This window comes from Aquibacillus salsiterrae, assembly GCF_028416595.1.
GTDB classification, from domain to species: domain Bacteria; phylum Bacillota; class Bacilli; order Bacillales; family Amphibacillaceae; genus Aquibacillus_A; species Aquibacillus_A salsiterrae.
Map to the genome: position 1 here is coordinate 24,753 of NZ_JAMQKC010000010.1, position 15,485 is coordinate 40,237.

Below are 15,485 nucleotides of genomic sequence, written 5' to 3' on the forward strand. Positions count from 1 at the left end.
GTTGGATAAAACTAATCAATCGATTGATGAATTGGGTGACAGCGCAAATGATGCAGAAGGTGAAGTAGGAGAGTTAGCCGATGAAGTAGAGAAGGCAGCAGAACAAACAGAAAATGCATCTGGTCGCTTTGAAAAGTTGGGAGGCGTGTTAAAAGGAGTCGGTGTGGCCATTGGTGCGGCAGTTGCTGCAATAGGAACAGCAGCAGTGGCTACCGGAGTAAGCCGATTGAGTCAAGTATTTGTGGGAGTTTTTTTGGAACGTGTTAACTCCACTTTTGGCTAGCTAATTATCAACCTTTTGGTGGCGTTTTCTTTCCTTGATTCTTCCTTTGCTTTTTTTTTTGTCTTTTTTAAAAGCCTCTTAGCCCTTTTAATGCCTCAACTATTGGTTTGCGAATTGTTTGCTGAAGGTATGCAATATTGTTTCTTGTTGCTTCTCCAACATGCTTTGTAAGCTTTTCTACGAAGTGTTTCGGTGGCTTCTCTTGCTCTTTTTTATCATCCATTTCTATGACCTGTTCAAGTCTTCCCTGGAGTGTTTTAATGTCCAAGTGGTCTTTTAGAGCGACCATGATATCACTAAACTTCTCCAGGCCTACTTCGCTCCAACTTCGGCCATTTTTCAATCGTTTAGCGAAGACACTCATTGTTCCTCTGCGCTTCCCATCGGACGGAATCCCTCCGTATCTATTCCCTTTTCTCTAAGCTTTTCTTGGTAATCACAAAGAGCCTCTGGATACTGCGAGAGCTGGGCTATAAGTGCTTCTAAAGGTTCCTCCTTCTTTTCATGACCAATTGTACCCACTGCGCTATTCAGCTCTATCATCAATCCTTCAGAGTCATAGTTTGCTAGCTTTTTTCTGACAGCTCTGTACCTTGGGTGGTCCCTAAAAAATACTCTGAATATCTCGAGCAATGTGAAAGCGATCAATGACAAACGTGGCATTGTGTTGAAAATAGTCCCGACAAGATGTGATCCACTTTGCCCCGTCCCCATTAATCACAAGCTGATGGCGAGTAGGATCGTATTCATACGTGTCCATTAGATACTGCTCAAACTCTTCCCAAAAGAGTAATTTCCCACGATGGATAAAGTGTCGCTTTTCAACCAATTTCGCTCGTTTCCCATTCATTTCCCAACCTTGATAGGTAGCTGCATTTTTTAAGCTCTTTTCCTTGTATGGTCGGCTGCTAATCACTTTACACACTTTCAATAGCGAAGAAGCATAGAAATACGGATTATTACGACTTGGAAGATGAATCATACTCTAGACGATCATTTATATTATGAAGATTACATTTGGTAGATGCTTCGTCGTTTGTTTGATCTAAATAAATACTTCCATCATATGCTGTAACTTCGTCAGAAAGGTGTACTGGACTTTTTAATCAATAATTTCTTCTGAAAATATTGGTAATGTGTAAGGATTATGTAGAACTGTTTCTCGATAAATGATAGTTCGTTTCAAGTAAACCATATCAAACTATTTATTGTTACTTCTTGCTGTTTGCGGATGACCTTGAATATGGGGATTGTACAATCGTTTTGCTTCCCAAGTCTCTTCTCTTTATTATATAATCCAAGTATTCACCTTGGAATACAAGATAAAGGAGTAGAGACAGTGACAAAGGTAGTAATACAAGTTAATCAAGATGGTGTGGATTATTTCAAACGAGTTACTAATAACATTATTAACCTAAAAAAGAATTTGGGAGTTAAATTAATAGAATGTGAAATTGTTGTCTTTGGAGCTGGATTGGGGTTATTGCAGAGTGAGGATGACACGATCAGGAAACGGATTAAGGAAATACTGGCGTTTGATATGCGTTTTGTTGTTTGTAATAATACTTTAACTAATAAGAACGTAGATGTAAATAACTTGCAATGCAGTGTTAATCAAGCTGGGTCAGGTGTCGCCCATCTTGTAACAAGACAAGAAGAGGGATGGGCTTATTTAGCTCTGTAAAGAAAGGAGAAGTTTATGACGTCATTGGTAAACTTGGAAAAGGTTTCCTTTCAGTACAAAAATGATTTGCAAGTTTTGAACAATATTAACTTTAAAATAGAACAGGAAGAATTTGTTTCAATCTTGGGTCCAAGTGGTTGTGGAAAATCAACATTGCTCAATTTAATAGCAGGATTTATCCCTTATTATACTGGATCAATAAAGATTGAAGACAAACAAGTGAAAATGCCATCAGAGGATAGAGGTTTTGTATTTCAGGATTTAGCCTTGTTCCCTTGGTTATCTGTTTATAAAAATGTTGAGTTCGGCTTAAAGATGCAAGGAGATTCGAAAACATCAAGAGATCAAAAAGTAAGGGGAATGGTGGAATTAGTAGGATTAACAAAATATTTAGACTATCCCATCTCTTCTCTATCGGGTGGGATGAAGCAACGGGTAGCATTAGCTAGAACCCTTGTGACAGAGCCAAATATTTTGTTGCTAGATGAACCGTTTAGTGCACTTGATGCGCAGACAAGAGATGTTTTGCAAGAAGAGCTTTTTTCCTTACACAATAATCTCAATATGACAACAATTCTTGTTACTCATAGTATTGATGAAGCCGTATTTTTGTCAGATACAATAGTTCTTTTATCTAAAAATGGGCAAGTAAAAGATATAATTGATATTGAATTGGAAAGTCCTAGAGATCGAACATCATCTAATTATAATGCATATGTAAAAAGGTTATATGAATTTTTACAAAATGAAAGGCAGCAATAGAGGGGGAAACAATAATGAAAAAATTAATGGGTATATTTGTAATTATGACTATTTTAGTATTAGCCGCATGTGGATCGACATCAGAACAAAATGAGTCAGAAAGTTCCCAAGAAAGTACAGAGAAACCAAGCTTAAACATTGGCTATGTATCTATCCTTGCTAATGCTCCTGGTATTGTAGCAGACAAACAAGGATTGTTTAATGAGAAGTTAAATGCCACGACATATGGATTTAACTCTGGGCCGGAGCTTTACCAAGCACTAGCTGCAGGAGAATTAGATGTTGCCTATGCTGGAGTTCCTGCGCTTGTGAACTGGGCATCCAGAGGTCTCGATGTTGAAGTAATTGCTAAAGTAAGCGAAGGCCAGCTTGGTGTAGTTGTCAGTGAACAATCTGATATCAAATCCGTTGATCAGCTTAAGGGTGAAGTGATTGCTGGTGTAAAGCGCGGTAGTGGAGTTGATATTATTACTAGAGGCTTAATTTTACCAAAAGCAGGACTTTCTGATACTGATGTTACTATTCAAGAATTCAAGCAACCGAATATAGAAGCAGCAGTTGAGACTGGGCAAGCAAGTGCAGGGGTATTAAATGAGCCTTTCTTAACTTATGCTTTGTTACGTGGTAAAAAGCAAATTGTTGAGGAGAAAGATCCTGCTTTAGTTGTTCTAACTACAAAAGATGCATTGGAAAATAAAACTGAAGCAGTGCAAGCGTTTATAGATGTTCATAAATCAACAACAGAGTCTTTAAATGAAGCCAATACGGAGATAAACCAAACATTAGTAGACGTATTTAATATTGAAAGTATTGGAGATACAGTAGCAGAAGATATTATTAAGAAAGCAAAAGAAAATCTAACATTTAGTTGGGAATTCAATGATGATGATTTTGTTTATTATCAACAGCTTGCAGATGCAGCCTATGAACTTGGGTACATTGAAAAAGAAGTGGATACAAAGAGCTTGTTTAATTTAGATTTCGTTGAAGGAGTAAAGGAATAGTGAAGAAAAAATGGATTGGCTGGCTTGCAATACCATTTGTATTAGTAATCTGGTTTATCATTTCAGCCCAATACCCTTCCTATATGTTTCCAAGTCCTATTGATGTTATGCATGAAGCAGGAACACAGTGGGAAAAAGGAGAAATTCAATCACACATTGCGTTAAGCCTTAAAAGGCTTGGGATTGGATTTATAATTTCTATGTTTTTAGCGTTTCTTATTGGCATTATCGCAGGTGCATCTCGTCTATTTAGACAATTTCTCATGCCGATTGTGACTTATTTTCAAGCAACACCACCAATGGCATGGGCCCCATTATTAATTATTCTATTAGGATTGGGGGACGCACCGATGATTGCGGTCATCATCATAGCTTCCTTTTTCCCGATTTTGATTAATGTAGTACAAGGAATGAATCAAATTCCAGAAACCCATATTCGAGCGGCAAGATCACTTGGCGCAAAAGGATGGAAGCTTGCGATTTACGTTTACTTACCTGAGATTATACCGGCCGCTATTAGTGGAATCACAGTAGGATTTGCCATTTCTTGGCGTTCTCTTGTTGCTGCAGAAATGATTGGAGGAAATGCTGGTATTGGGTATTTCATTTCTTTTAATGGGCAAATAGGGAACGCATCGTCAGTATTACTAGGTATCCTGCTTATTGGTTTCTTAGCTTTAATATTAGACTTCCTACTTCTTCGTCCCATTCAAAAGCGATTCGCAAGCTGGGCTATAAGGTAAGAGAGTTAACATGAAATAGAAACTACCATAGTGGATGTGCTACGGTATTTTCATGAATTGGGTCAAACCCTGTCGAAAGACAAAATGGAAATTTTTTCCGCATGTGAAGGACAATTAAATCTTCGGCAATGAGGTCAGACTGATTACTGCCACTGAAAAGTACCACCTCTGACAAAGCATTTACCACCAAAAAACAAAAAGTGTACCAAAGAATGACAGAGTGTTCACCACTGCAATGATTCCTGGTGATACAAGATATTTTTAGGTATCATAAAAGATTTGATTGATTTCAATAGGATTAGCCTTTTGCAAACAGGTCTGATTAACTCTTGTATTACGTAGTAGACTTGAAACTGCGCAAAAAATTGACTTGGTGAAAGATGTACTTAAGCTAAAGGGATCTTTAGGATAAGGAAAGAAACAGCACACATAAATACCCCATTTTATAATTATAAAATGGGGTATTAAAAAAATTTGATTATAAAATTCCTAATAATTAATCCAATTACAATTCCAGGAATAAGAAACAACATAGGCAGTAACATTGATACCTGAAACATCATTAATTTATCAGAAAAAGGGGCTGTTGTTGATTTGAGAACTTCAGAATCCAAAGTTGGCGTTTCTGAAATATTTTCTTCGGATAAAATGTGAGCCAAAAACTTCACGACTTTATCAGCAATTTGAGATCCTCTCGCCATATAATTTCGTACCTCTTGTAAGCCGGCCGTTTGACCAAAACCTAGTAATAACGCTTTACCAACAGCATTTCGTTGCATATTTTTATAAAAGTGCATAATTTCGATTGCATTCATCGGACGTCGTTCTCCAAACCAACCTGTCAAATAACCTTGTTTTTCTATAAACTCTACTTTATCTGGAATCGGAATAGAGGCAGCTCTTGAATATAACCCTTTTTCTAATAATACATTTAGCGATTTGTTGTATAAATCTCGTGTAAGGTCAATCGTGTTCGAAAAGAGATCCTTCACATCCGTTCGTGCACAACCAGCAAAAGAAGCGCCATATGAAGTCATACCATGCCTTGCCATATTATGAACAAACTGTAGATGGAACGTATCTGAATATAGTGCAGGTGCATTAAGATTAATGTCCTCACTCTCACTAAAAGCAACAGGGATTGCATGATTTTCTTTCTTATAAATATCAGTGATACTTTTTAGCACCGTTTCAGAAATCTCAATGGCAAGATCTAATATCTTTTGAATTTCTATATCTTGTGTTTTTTCTCTAAAATATTTCAGCACACAATAAGACATACTATTATTCATATAAGCAGTCCAAAGTGAAGCAATTTCAGGTGACGTAAGACGAATATTGTTTTCAGCTTTCATATATAACCCTCCAAACATTAATTGACACTAAGTAATGTCTCCTAAAAAATGAAAAGTATAAATTTAAGAGAAGAGAGTGTATATGAAAAGATAAAAAGGGCTGGGTTTAAGTCTTAAAATGATATAGATTGTGAATTTTTACACTTTAAGTAACGGGTACTATCTTTAAGAAGATTAAAAATCAACAGAACATGCTACACAGTACAACAATATTATGTAATAACCTAATTAGTTCCAAATTCGATATTGATGTTAAAATATAATTGACTATTGCAAGATTTCAAATTTAGACTTAGTAAATTACCAAAATAATAGGTTGTTGTTCCCCCAATGTTTTATTTTGGCAAATTTACTCCTTTTCACTTTGTCCAGACATTTATGATAAAATTAATAGAATGTTAGGATATATTAACTGAAGTTGAACAGTTAAATAGGAAGTCGCAACAGTAAGGATGGTAATAGATGACTACAATTAATCAAATAGCAAAGATGGCAAATGTTTCTCGGACTACTGTTTCACGTGCATTGAATAATTCTGGTTATGTAAGTGAAGAAGCAAGAAAAAGAATTATGAAGGCTATTGAGGAAACTGGCTATGTCCCAAGCGAACATGCTAAATCATTGAGAACGAAACGGACAAAGGTTATTGGTGTAATTGTACCAACGATTCGGACGGAAACATCTGGTAGGATTGTTTCTGGTATGGACGAGGTTTTATCTAAGTTAGGTTATCAAATCCTACTAGCTAGCACCAACTTAGATAAACAAAAGGAAATGGAATATATTCATTTGTTAAAGGTTCGTCAGGTAGATGGAATCATTTTCGCTGCTACAAATGGGAATGAACATTTACAAGAATTAATTCAGCAATTAGAAATTCCTATTGTCGTTGTCGGTCAAGAAATGGATGGGGTGTCAATGGTTCTTTATGATGACTACCATGCAGCTAGGGATATCGTATCTTTATTTATTGAAAAGGGTCATCGGAATATTGGGTTTATTGGCGTCGATGAATCAGACCGTTCTGTTGGATATTTACGAAAACAAGGTTATTTAGACGAGATGAAACATCACAACCTTCCAGTTGAACCCGAGTGGATTCAAAAAGGTATCTTTGATATCGAATCTGGTTATGGAGCGATGGAAAGATTACTAACAACCACTCGAAATAATCCAACTGCTGTATTTGCTGTAACGGATCGATTGGCATTGGGGGCATGCAACTATTTGAAGGAAAAAGGCTATACTATTCCGGGGGATATCGCAATTTCAAGTATCGGTGGATCAGAGTTCACTAAACATTTAAGTCCACCATTAACAACTGTGGATTACCAGAATGAAAAAGCAGGGCGTGAAGCTGCTAAAATTATCCTTGCTAAGTTAAGCGGTGAAACAGAAAATAAAAAAATCACGTTAGACTATAGATTTTTAATTCGAGGTAGTGTATGATACTAAATGAGATCGGTTGTGTAATCGATTTCATTATTTTTTAGTTTTGAGGAATCGATTCCTTATGAAGAACAAAATGAAATTATGTTAAATTTTTTTTAAGTGTTGTGGAATCGATTACTTATACTTATTTCATTTTTACGAGGAGTGAACGTAATGTCAGAGAATCACAGAATTGCTGAAGAAATTATTGCAGCGGTTGGGGGAAAAGAAAACATTTCGTCTGTAGCCCATTGTGCTACAAGACTTAGAATTATGGTTGATGACAAAGAAAAGATCAACCAAGCTGAAGTAGAAAAAATTGATAAAGTTAAAGGTGCTTTCTACAATTCAGGGCAGTATCAAGTAATTCTTGGAACTGGTACAGTTAACCGAATTTTTGAAGAAGTAGAAAAGATGGGAATTGACAGTGCATCCAAATCAGAACAGTCAAAAGAAGCAGCAAAGAGTGGTAATGCCTTCCAACGTGGAATTCGTACGTTTGGTGATGTGTTTGTCCCAATCATTCCAGTACTTGTAGCAACTGGTTTGTTTATGGGTTTACGTGGATTACTTACACAAGAACAGGTTTTAGGTTTGTTTGGGTTAACACCTGCTGATATTTCCGAAAACTTCCTATTGTTTACGCAAATTTTAACGGATACAGCATTTATTTTCTTACCAGCGCTTGTTGCTTGGTCAACGTTCAGAGTGTTTGGTGGTACGCCGATCATCGGACTTGTCCTTGGACTCATGTTAGTTAGTCCGGCCCTACCAAATGCATGGGGAGTAGCAACGGGAGCTGAACCACTTTACTTCTTTGGTTTTGTTCCAGTCGTAGGTTATCAAGGTGCCGTTTTACCAGCATTTATCGCAGGTATTCTAGGGGCCAAATTTGAACGCGCTGTTAGAAAACGTGTACCAGAGGCATTAGACTTAATTGTAACTCCATTTGTTACGTTACTTGTTATGATCATTGCATCATTGTTTATTATTGGACCAATCTTCCATGCGGTTGAAGAGTACATTTTACAAGGAACACTTTTTGTTTTAGGTTTGCCATTGGGATTAGGTGGTTTATTAATCGGTGGCTTAAACCAAATTATTGTAGTAACTGGTGTTCACCATATTTTCAACATGCTTGAAATTCAATTATTAGAAAAGCTAGGCTACAACCCATATAACGCGATAGTTACTGCTGCTGTTGCGGCACAAGGTGGAGCTGCATTGGCTGTTGGTATGAAAACTAAATCTATAAAGCTAAAAGCACTAGCCTTACCATCTGCACTTTCAGCGTTTTTAGGGATCACCGAACCAGCAATCTTTGGGGTTAACCTTCGCTATGTAAAACCATTCATTATGGGACTAATCGGTGGTGCTGTCGGAGGTTTTGCAGCATCTATCTTTGGACTAAAGGCAACAGGTATGTCGATTACTGTTATACCGGGAACATTACTATATTTAAATGAACAAATTTTCCTTTATATCTTAGTAAATTTGATAGCAATCGGTACAGCGTTTGTCTTAACTTGGATGTTTGGATTCACAGATAAAAAGCTACAAGAAGTAGAATAATTAGACATTACGGGTGCTGGTGTTCAACTAAGCACCCGTATCCATTTGACCGAACTATTTATTAGGACGTGATGACAACAATGGTATTACAAGACAAAGAGTTGAAAGAGAAAGCTCTTAATGCAGTAGAAAAAAATAAAGACGTAGTTGCAGGTGATCGATTCCGATTAACATACCATCTTATGCCACCTGTCGGGCTATTAAATGATCCGAATGGACTCGTTTATTTTCAGGGCTACTATCATGTCTTTTATCAATGGAACCCATTTGAAACAAAACATGGGATTAAATATTGGGGACATTATCGCTCGAAAAACTTAGTCGATTGGGAGACGCTCCCGATCACCTTAGCACCAAGTGATTGGTACGACAAGAATGGTTGTTATTCCGGAAGTGCGGTTGTCCATGATGGCAAGTTATTTTTGTTTTATACTGGAAATGTAAGAGATGCTGAAGGGGAAAGAGAAACGTATCAATGTTTAGCTGTGTCTAACGACGGCGTTCATTTTGAAAAAAAGGGGCCAGTTATTCATCTTCCTGAAGGTTACACCGCTCATTTCCGCGATCCCAAAGTCTGGGAAGAATCTGGTCGCTGGTATATGGTGATTGGTGCTCAGACTGTTAAAGAGGAAGGTGTAATAGTACTCTTTTCATCAGACGATTTAGAAACTTGGGAGCACCACGGGATACTAGCTGGAAGTAATCGAAATGGCTTAGCAGATTTTGGTTACATGTGGGAATGCCCTGATTTATTTACGTTGAACGGAAAAGATGTACTTGTTTTCTCTCCTCAGGGTTTAGAGGCGGAAGGAATCAAGTACAATAATATCTATCAAACAGGATATTTAGTAGGTGATTTCGACAGGGAAAATAATAACTTCACGCATGGGGAATTCGATGAGTTAGACAGAGGTTTTGATTTTTATGCTCCACAAACACTTGTCGATGATAATAATAGAAGGATTTTATATGGGTGGATGGGACTTCCAGATGAAACGGAAGCAGTACATCCTACCCGTAAGCATCAGTGGATCCATGCCTTAACCATCCCGCGCGAATTAGAACTAGTGGAGGAGAAACTCTATCAAAAACCGGTCGAAGAATTAAAGCAATTAAGGGGCGATCATGTGGTCTTTGATGATGTGGACATAAAAGATCAGTCCATCAAGCTTCCAAAGGTTGAGGGTAAAACGGTAGAATTAGCTGTTTCTGTTAACAAGAGTAATGCTGATGTATTTACCCTAGAATTCGGTTCGGTTGCCAAGTTAAGCTTTAACCAAACTTTGCAACTTGTAACGCTAGAGCGGAAAACAATAAAAGGCGACGGTGTCCATTCCAGAAGCTGTAGGTTAAATCAGCTATCTAACCTTAGAATTTTTCTGGATAAATCATCAATAGAAGTGTTTTTAAATGATGGAGCGGAAGTATTCACCGCGAGATTATTTGATTATGATAATGATCCAACTATTCAGTTTTCGGCAAAAGGAACCATAAATATCAAGGTGGAGAAGTGGGAGCTAATACTTGGTGTCAGGCACCATAAAAAGACAAAAAGGGTATTTTTTCACGAACAGAGGACAGGGGTGGATTTTGTTTAGTATTAAGGGGGAATCGCTACTAACTTCCTGAAAAAGACAGAACATTAATCATTGAAAATCGATTAAAATGTTATCCGATGATCGCTGATTACGGCTACTGCAATGTACCCCTGTTACCAAGTTTAAAAGATGTATGGAGCGGGAAAAGGATATGTAAGAATGTTAGGGGAGGTTTACCATTGCGTCAAAGGCAAATCATTACTCACATGATTGATGTTGTAATTGGTATAGCTCAATTTATAATAGGGTTAAGGATTATATTAAAATTATTTGGTGCAAACCAATCGACGCCATTTGTTCAGTGGATTTATCAAACAAGTTCTCCTTTACTTTATCCATTTGAAGGAATATTTCCTACAGCAAATCTGGAAGGAACCTTTGTCATTGAATTCTCGGCTTTATTTGCAATGATCATTTATACTATAGTAGGTTATGTATTAATTAATCTAGTATCCATGTTTGGAAAATAATCCCGGTTTCAAAACAACCGAATTTACTCTTCAGATCTGGCTTGATAGAATGAGGATATTCAAGTATAATAGTCATATGTTATAGGGAGTCAACTGTTCTAGCGGCCAAGCTAAAGAGACAGTTGACTTTTCTTTTTTATTAAAAGGATATGACAATGTCGATGACCAAAGCTGCCCCCGAACAAGATAATAGAGTTGGCCGCAAACAGCCAGGTAAAGGTGGAAGTCCTGAATCCGATTATGAAGTAGTTTTTATGGATGATGAACAGAAATCAGCAAAGTAAGGTTAGAATTTTTGAAATTCAGAATTGCTAAAGTGTAGTTTTTATAGAGCAAATACCCTCAGATTTAATGTAATGGTCAGACCCTGCCAGTTGATAAAGAGATTTATTTTCCATGTTTGGAGAATGGGTCTGGTTTACTTGTAGGTGACGGCTCTTCAACCAATACCTTTACTGTTCGCGGGGAACTTGGTGTCAGGCACTACAAAAAGACAATTGTCAATTTGTGATGCCTGATCCCTTCTTTTTGATTGTTCCCTAAAGAGCCGTCTCTGTGCTTTCATCTCCAGTCACCTGTTCTCATAATCGCGTCCTGTACGGGCAACTTTTTTCCAGCCTTCTTTATTTAGAAAGTAGGCAATGGTTCCTGCGATAATAAAAAACATTAAGACAAAACGATATACGATTAGGTCGAGGGCAATTGTTTCGAGAAGACGAATCTTGTCTAAGCCGCGAAAGGTAGTGCCGTATTTGCTTGTAATATATAAGGCGATAATTGTATAGAGAAGATTAAAAACGATTAATGCAATAAGATAGGTTAGTATAATAATAATTGAATGAGGGTTTGGAAAGATGATTAGAAGTAACAGATAAAATACAACAACATAAGTGAAAAAAGTTCCGACAAAAAACGCATCTACGGTAAAGAAAAATGATAAAGAGCGGTTAAAAACGGTTTTTAGTAGGATTTTGTGATAATGTATAGCACAATCAACGAACGCTTTTTGCCATCGAATGCGTTGTATGAATAACCCTCTCCATGTTTCGGGACATTCTGTATAGGAAACAGCTTCTGGAATAAATAAGATCCTCTTAGTTGGATTTGACAGCAAGTACGTTTGGAATCTTAACGTTATGTCAATATCTTCACCTACTGTATCTCGGTAGCCACCTAATTCTAATAGTAAGCGGCGATCAAACACTCCAAATGATCCAGAAATGATGGCAAGAGCTTTTACCCGTGCTAAAGACGCTTTATAGATATAAAACCCCTTTAAATATTCCAAAATTTGAAACCTTAGAATATGCTTCAGCTTTAATGATACGCTAGATGGCGTAGAGAATTTTTTTCTTCCTTGTAGGACATGAACCATTCCTCCTGCTGCAATTACACTTCTATCTTGGAAACCACGATTAATCATTTGTAGTGCATCTGGCTCAAGAATACTGTCTGCATCAAGAGTTAATACAAGCTCATTTTTTGCATAATCAATCCCAGCATTCAAAGCATCTGCTTTTCCGCCATTTTCCTTATCAACAACAAATACGTTACTGTACCGTCTGGAGTGATAAAATCCTTTCACCTGTTTATAGGCAATTCGATTTCTGGCAGATCTATTTACTTTTTTCAAATCTAGCGACTCTTGTAAAAGGGATAGTGTTCCATCAGTGGAGCCGTCATTAATATAAATGATTTCAAAGTTCTCGTAGCCAATTTTTTTCATACCTATAATAGCGGTTTGGAGCATATCCTCTTCATTAAAACAGGGAACCAAAATGCTTATGCTGCGATTCTTTCTAATGATAATGGAAACATAATCTTTCTTAATTAATACTGGAAGGGCATTAAGCATATGAAAAAAGGGAAAACCTGTACACAATAAAACGGGTAATAGTGTTAAAACCAGGAAAAACATCTTCTACTCCTTCCAAGACGGGGAATAAATTTTAATATAATCTAGTTCGAACGTGTTGGGTAATACCGTTTTTTCATTTGGTTCCCCTGGCCAATTTCCGCCAACTGCCAAGTTAATTAATAGATACATCGTTTGTTGCGGTACTTGTTTTGTTGTGGAAAATATCTTCTGTTCATCAATAAACCAAGTTAGTTTTTCTTCTGTCCAATCTAACCGATAAACATGGAATCCTTCGTCTTTAATCGGAAAGGTTCCATAATCAGTAAGTGTTTCATTTTTGTTTTTCCAATGATTAACCATATAGATTGTACGTGGTTGACTTCCGATAACTTCTAAAATATCAATTTCGGGAAATTTTCTACTTTTATCTTTTGGCAACAGCCATACTGCTGAAAAAAGCCCTTTTCCTGAAGGGACTTTTGCGCGAAATTCAATCGTTCCGTATTTAAAGCTCAATTTATCCTGAGTCGTAATTTGACCTGATGTGTAGTAATGGTTTCTAACAAACTCCTTTTTAGCCGTCAGTTTCAGTTTTCCATTAGAAGTAGTAACGTTGTTTGGGTGGTAATATTGAAGCTCATTGTTGTAGTTATCCCCGCGCTTTACAATATTCCAGTACGTTTGGTCTAGCTCTGAATTAAAATTATCTAGAAATACCTGATCATCCAGTTTAAAAGCAGGAAGTTCGTAATTGTAAACTTTTAGGCTTTTAATTGCATGATAGGTCAGTGGTTTAGTTTCGTTCTTTTCCACCTCTTGTGTTTGGAAAGAATAAAGAAGAAAGGCAAACAAAAAGGCGATTGCAGGAATAATACATGCAGTTAAAACCCTTTTCATCAATAACATCCTTTTAAAAAACAAAATCACACATTCATACCTGTCTTATCTTATTCAAAAGTCATAGACTTGTTACTTGGGGTGGGGTCAGACCCTGTCGAAATGTTTTTCCGTGTGTAAAGGACAATCCCATCCACAAGGTGTGATTTTGTTTGTTTAAAGTTGCTAAATAAGAAGCAATGGGGGTCATCTTCAGTGGAACATGGTGTGAGGCACCACAACAAGACATATCAGAAACTATTAGTAAAACCTTTTCGAAATTATAGACGGAGTCTCTTAAGAATCACGAAGGAAATTATCTGGAAGTAAAAGTTCCAAAGTATTTAATTCAATTTTAATATCCCAATTAAGAACAGCCGATGCTTACAAGGGTAGGTATATGTTTTCTCACTCCAAATAATTTTAATGAGCTTGAAAATAACAAAGCTATTGTAATAAAGAACGCTCCAAATAATGTAGGAAAAGCAGTTCACTTCTCCAGCTGCATTACGGTATGCATCCCGCTTGGTAAACATATATAAACGAGGATAAAACAAAAGGCCATTGAAGTTCGTAACGTCAATAGCCTTTTGTATTTCACCTGTAAAGGAATGTATAATCATAAATTGAAGTTGCTTACAACATGAAGAAGAATCTCCAAAAAAAGTGAATACAACTGACCGAACCCTAGTAAAGCTATATGCCATAATTAGGACTCAGGTTTTAGGCTTTCTATAATCCTTCACCCTTTGTCATTCAATTCAACATTTGATTGCGTTCTTCCATTTGAGGTGGTTCTTCCATCCAACCATTTTTAATCATTATTTTTGCACCTTTATGAGCATATTCAAAGATATCTTTCATGAAAATAGTCATTTTAGCTGGTAGATCATTTCGTAAACTAAAAGCAGTACCTAAAGAGCCACTTCCCATAGAAAAACTGCAAAAAAGACTTGTGCAATACATCATCATTTTGTCTGAAAATGGCGCTAATGTTGAACGGGTGGCATTACCACCTGCTGATTGAGGAGACTGTATATTGTTTTGAAGTAATGTTTCACTTAATTCCTTTACAATACTTTTAGCAAGTTCAGCACCATCATTAAAGTAGTTTTTAACCTCTGCTTCATTTGCACATTGGGCAAAACCTGTAATCATTTGAAGCCCAGCGACATTTGATTCAATTGAATGATGAAGTTGAGCAACTTCCACCGTATTTAATGAACGTTTTTCGCTAAATGGATTAATGGCGAGTCCACCCAAGTAACTGTTATCTTTAACAAATTCAACTGACTGTGGCATTGAAACATGAGGAGATTTAACAAGCAACCCCTTTTCAAGCAAATATTGTGTGCACAGGTTGTAATACTTTTGTGTAATGGCAGTTAAATCTTTAAAAATCAGTACAATATCTTCTCGATAAGACATAGTTATATTTAATGAGTGAAGCCCCATACTAATTTCTTTTAGTAGACGAACAAACATGATGTCAAAACCATTATCATATAACTTCGGCACCTCTTTGTTAACATCCTGTGCAGTAAATCCGACTGGTATTACAGCCCCTTCATTTTTTAAAGTTTCTGTAATTTTACCAACGTATGTGTCTATCTCCCCATATAAATTTGTCATAATCTCCTTGGCTTTTTCGTCATCGGCTTTCTCGATTAAGTATTCTAATATACGTAAAATCATTGTTTTTTCCTGATACGTAAGCCATAATACACCTAATTCTGATGAAGTAATTGCTGATTTTTCTGGCATATAAATCTCCTCCTGAAATTGTCTCTTTTTAGATTTAGTATAAGATGGTATCTTTATTCATAATTTGGGTCTATGGTGTCAGGCA

General features: G+C 36.7%; 18 protein-coding genes. 10 read left to right on the forward strand and 8 right to left on the reverse strand.

Annotated elements, in window-relative coordinates; genetic code table 11:
• Position 1 precedes the first annotated feature (1 nt).
• On the forward strand, positions 2-283 hold the full coding sequence (locus tag NC799_RS11565) for a hypothetical protein (protein WP_272446601.1): 282 nt from the start codon (positions 2-4) through the stop codon (positions 281-283).
• 67 nt (positions 284-350) lie between these two features.
• On the opposite strand, the gene NC799_RS11570 is transcribed toward NC799_RS11565, so the two are convergent.
• Genes NC799_RS11570 through NC799_RS11580 form a run of 3 tightly spaced genes read right to left on the reverse strand, consistent with a single transcriptional unit; the run spans position 351 to position 1,199 of the window.
• Positions 351-647 carry a UPF0236 family protein gene (locus NC799_RS11570; protein WP_272446602.1) on the reverse strand — a complete coding sequence of 99 codons (297 nt, stop codon included), beginning with the start codon at positions 645-647 and terminating at the stop codon, positions 351-353.
• On the reverse strand, positions 644-997 hold the full coding sequence (locus NC799_RS11575; RefSeq protein ID WP_334313861.1) for a UPF0236 family transposase-like protein: 354 nt from the start codon (positions 995-997) through the stop codon (positions 644-646). Before NC799_RS11575 ends, NC799_RS11570 begins: the two co-directional genes overlap by 4 nt.
• Positions 888-1,199: a UPF0236 family transposase-like protein gene (locus NC799_RS11580; protein ID WP_272446604.1), complete on the reverse strand. Its 312-nt coding sequence runs from the start codon at positions 1,197-1,199 to the stop codon at positions 888-890. Before NC799_RS11580 ends, NC799_RS11575 begins: the two co-directional genes overlap by 110 nt.
• Positions 1,200-1,622: 423 nt before the next feature.
• Between NC799_RS11580 and NC799_RS11585 the strand changes: the two genes are divergently transcribed.
• Genes NC799_RS11585 through NC799_RS11600 form a run of 4 tightly spaced genes read left to right on the forward strand, consistent with a single transcriptional unit; the run spans position 1,623 to position 4,476 of the window.
• Positions 1,623-1,967: a DsrE family protein gene (locus NC799_RS11585; protein ID WP_272446605.1), complete on the forward strand. Its 345-nt coding sequence runs from the start codon at positions 1,623-1,625 to the stop codon at positions 1,965-1,967.
• A gap of 15 nt (positions 1,968-1,982) precedes the next feature.
• On the forward strand, positions 1,983-2,729 hold the full coding sequence (locus tag NC799_RS11590) for an ABC transporter ATP-binding protein (RefSeq protein WP_272446606.1): 747 nt from the start codon (positions 1,983-1,985) through the stop codon (positions 2,727-2,729).
• A 14-nt stretch (positions 2,730-2,743) separates the two neighbouring features.
• Positions 2,744-3,733: an ABC transporter substrate-binding protein gene (locus NC799_RS11595; RefSeq protein WP_272446607.1), complete on the forward strand. Its 990-nt coding sequence runs from the start codon at positions 2,744-2,746 to the stop codon at positions 3,731-3,733.
• The gene (locus NC799_RS11600; RefSeq protein ID WP_272446608.1) at positions 3,733-4,476 is read left to right on the forward strand and encodes an ABC transporter permease; all 744 of its coding nucleotides are present in this window, start codon (positions 3,733-3,735) and stop codon (positions 4,474-4,476) included. Before NC799_RS11595 ends, NC799_RS11600 begins: the two co-directional genes overlap by 1 nt.
• 22 nt (positions 4,477-4,498) lie before the next feature.
• Here NC799_RS11600 and NC799_RS11605 read toward each other — a convergent pair whose 3' ends face one another.
• Positions 4,499-4,651 carry a hypothetical protein gene (locus tag NC799_RS11605; RefSeq protein WP_272446609.1) on the reverse strand — a complete coding sequence of 51 codons (153 nt, stop codon included), beginning with the start codon at positions 4,649-4,651 and terminating at the stop codon, positions 4,499-4,501.
• 289 nt (positions 4,652-4,940) lie between these two features.
• On the reverse strand, positions 4,941-5,831 hold the full coding sequence (locus tag NC799_RS11610; RefSeq protein WP_272446610.1) for a DUF3231 family protein: 891 nt from the start codon (positions 5,829-5,831) through the stop codon (positions 4,941-4,943).
• 462 nt (positions 5,832-6,293) lie between these two features.
• On the opposite strand from NC799_RS11610, the gene NC799_RS11615 reads away from it, so the two are divergent.
• The 5 genes from NC799_RS11615 (at position 6,294) to NC799_RS11635 (ending at position 11,186) form a co-directional block, all read left to right on the forward strand.
• Entirely contained in the window at positions 6,294-7,280 is a 987-nt protein-coding gene (locus NC799_RS11615; RefSeq protein ID WP_272446611.1) for a LacI family DNA-binding transcriptional regulator, read from the forward strand.
• A 156-nt stretch (positions 7,281-7,436) separates the two neighbouring features.
• A complete protein-coding gene (locus NC799_RS11620) occupies positions 7,437-8,834 on the forward strand; it encodes a sucrose-specific PTS transporter subunit IIBC (RefSeq protein WP_272446612.1) in 1,398 nt (465 codons plus the stop codon).
• Positions 8,835-8,914: 80 nt separating this feature from the next.
• Positions 8,915-10,432: a glycoside hydrolase family 32 protein gene (locus NC799_RS11625; RefSeq protein ID WP_272446613.1), complete on the forward strand. Its 1,518-nt coding sequence runs from the start codon at positions 8,915-8,917 to the stop codon at positions 10,430-10,432.
• 179 nt (positions 10,433-10,611) lie between these two features.
• Entirely contained in the window at positions 10,612-10,902 is a 291-nt protein-coding gene (locus NC799_RS11630) for a YggT family protein (protein WP_272446614.1), read from the forward strand.
• 155 nt (positions 10,903-11,057) lie between these two features.
• Positions 11,058-11,186 (forward strand): hypothetical protein, encoded by a 129-nt coding sequence (locus NC799_RS11635; RefSeq protein WP_272446615.1) that lies wholly within the window; start codon positions 11,058-11,060, stop codon positions 11,184-11,186.
• A gap of 287 nt (positions 11,187-11,473) precedes the next feature.
• On the opposite strand, the gene NC799_RS11640 is transcribed toward NC799_RS11635, so the two are convergent.
• From NC799_RS11640 to NC799_RS11650, 3 genes are all read right to left on the reverse strand, one after another.
• Positions 11,474-12,820 (reverse strand): glycosyltransferase family 2 protein, encoded by a 1,347-nt coding sequence (locus NC799_RS11640; RefSeq protein WP_272446616.1) that lies wholly within the window; start codon positions 12,818-12,820, stop codon positions 11,474-11,476.
• A 3-nt stretch (positions 12,821-12,823) separates the two neighbouring features.
• Positions 12,824-13,657 carry a glycoside hydrolase family 16 protein gene (locus NC799_RS11645; protein ID WP_272446617.1) on the reverse strand — a complete coding sequence of 278 codons (834 nt, stop codon included), beginning with the start codon at positions 13,655-13,657 and terminating at the stop codon, positions 12,824-12,826.
• A gap of 735 nt (positions 13,658-14,392) precedes the next feature.
• On the reverse strand, positions 14,393-15,400 hold the full coding sequence (locus tag NC799_RS11650; protein WP_272446618.1) for a DUF3231 family protein: 1,008 nt from the start codon (positions 15,398-15,400) through the stop codon (positions 14,393-14,395).
• Positions 15,401-15,485: the final 85 nt, after the last annotated feature.

Coding starts and splice junctions, on each gene's coding strand:
- NC799_RS11615 (WP_272446611.1), top strand. CDS start 6,294: ATGACTACAATTAATCAAATAGCAAAGATGGCAAATGTTTCTCGGACT.
- NC799_RS11620 (WP_272446612.1), top strand. CDS start 7,437: ATGTCAGAGAATCACAGAATTGCTGAAGAAATTATTGCAGCGGTTGGG.
- NC799_RS11570 (WP_272446602.1), bottom strand. CDS start 647: ATGAGTGTCTTCGCTAAACGATTGAAAAATGGCCGAAGTTGGAGCGAA.
- NC799_RS11590 (WP_272446606.1), top strand. CDS start 1,983: ATGACGTCATTGGTAAACTTGGAAAAGGTTTCCTTTCAGTACAAAAAT.
- NC799_RS11635 (WP_272446615.1), top strand. CDS start 11,058: ATGTCGATGACCAAAGCTGCCCCCGAACAAGATAATAGAGTTGGCCGC.
- NC799_RS11625 (WP_272446613.1), top strand. CDS start 8,915: ATGGTATTACAAGACAAAGAGTTGAAAGAGAAAGCTCTTAATGCAGTA.
- NC799_RS11650 (WP_272446618.1), bottom strand. CDS start 15,400: ATGCCAGAAAAATCAGCAATTACTTCATCAGAATTAGGTGTATTATGG.
- NC799_RS11640 (WP_272446616.1), bottom strand. CDS start 12,820: ATGTTTTTCCTGGTTTTAACACTATTACCCGTTTTATTGTGTACAGGT.
- NC799_RS11595 (WP_272446607.1), top strand. CDS start 2,744: ATGAAAAAATTAATGGGTATATTTGTAATTATGACTATTTTAGTATTA.
- NC799_RS11645 (WP_272446617.1), bottom strand. CDS start 13,657: ATGAAAAGGGTTTTAACTGCATGTATTATTCCTGCAATCGCCTTTTTG.
- NC799_RS11575 (WP_334313861.1), bottom strand. CDS start 997: ATGGGGACGGGGCAAAGTGGATCACATCTTGTCGGGACTATTTTCAAC.
- NC799_RS11610 (WP_272446610.1), bottom strand. CDS start 5,831: ATGAAAGCTGAAAACAATATTCGTCTTACGTCACCTGAAATTGCTTCA.